Here is a 1,232-nt window from a genome sequence, read left to right on the forward strand (position 1 = left end):
TGAATCGCCCCGCTGCCAGTAGACACCTGTGAGCCTCAAACTAGAGGTTAGACAGGAGTTGCGATGAGTGCGCAGAGATACACCGAAGAATTCAAGGTCGAGGCGGTCAATCAGGTCTTGGACAGAGGGCACAGCGTTGCGGAGGTCGCGCAACGGCTGGGCGTGAGCCAACACAGCCTGTACCAGTGGCTCAGACAACGACGCCGCCCTGAGGCTGAGCCGCAAGGGCAGGTATCGCAATCCGACGAAGTACGGCGACTCAAGGCCGAACTCAAACGGGTGACCGAGGAGCGCGACATCCTAAAAAAGGCCGTAGCGTACTTTGCCAAGCAGTCCGGGTGAGGTACGCCTTCATCAGGGCGCACGCGGGCCAATACAGCGTGCGCGGTCTGTGCAAAGCGATGGCGGTGCATCCCAGTGGTTATTACGCATGGCAGGCGCAGCCCTTGAGCCCGCGTGCGAAGGATGACCAGCGCCTGCTTGGCCTGCTCAAGCAGGCGTGGTTGGAGAGCGGCGGGGTCTATGGCTATCGCAAGCTCACCCTGGACATGCGCGACCTGGGTGAGCGCTGCGGCAAGCATCGCGTGGCGAGGCTGCTCAAGGCCGAGGGGCTGCGTTCGCAATCAGGCTATCGTCGACGCCCTGCCGGGCGTGCCGGCAAGCCGGCGGTGGTCGCCCCCAATCATCTGCAGCGGCAGTTCACAGTCGATGCTCCGAACCAGTCCTGGGTGACCGATATCACGTATATCCGCACGCACGAAGGCTGGCTGTACCTGAGCGTGGTCATCGACCTGTGGTCACGCATGGTCGTGGGGTGGTCCATGGGGCAGCGCATCGATACCCAGCTGGCGCTGGATGCCTTGCTGATGGCGCTATGGCGCCGCCGTCCGCACCAGCAGGTTCTGATTCACTCGGATCAGGGGTGCCAGTTCACCGGCCACACCTGGCAAAGCTTCCTGCGCGAGCACAACCTGCTGTGCAGCATGAGCCGGCGCGGCAACTGCTACGACAACGCCGTGGCAGAGAGCTTCTTCCAGTTGCTCAAGCGTGAGCGAGTACGCCGACAAATCTATGCCACTCGGCAGGAGGCCAAGTCCGACGTCTTCAACTACATCGAGATGTTCTACAACCCAACACGGCGCCATTCGAGCGCCAACGGACTATCACCGGTAGAGTTCGAACAACGTCATTCCCAACGGCTCGGGGGTGTCTAGGAAAGTCGGGGCGATTCA

At 61.8% G+C, this 1,232-nt stretch carries 1 protein-coding gene; it reads left to right on the forward strand.

Features of this window, described 5'->3' with window-relative positions; translation table 11 throughout:
- The first annotated feature begins 63 nt into the window (after window positions 1–63).
- A protein-coding gene (locus ACU8YE_RS23630; protein WP_414560295.1) for an IS3 family transposase occupies window positions 64–1,214 on the forward strand; the annotation gives its coding sequence in 2 pieces (ribosomal slippage) (window positions 64–310 and window positions 310–1,214; 1,152 coding nt in all).
- Window positions 1,215–1,232: the final 18 nt, after the last annotated feature.

Source organism: Ralstonia sp. VS2407 (genome assembly GCF_052950655.1).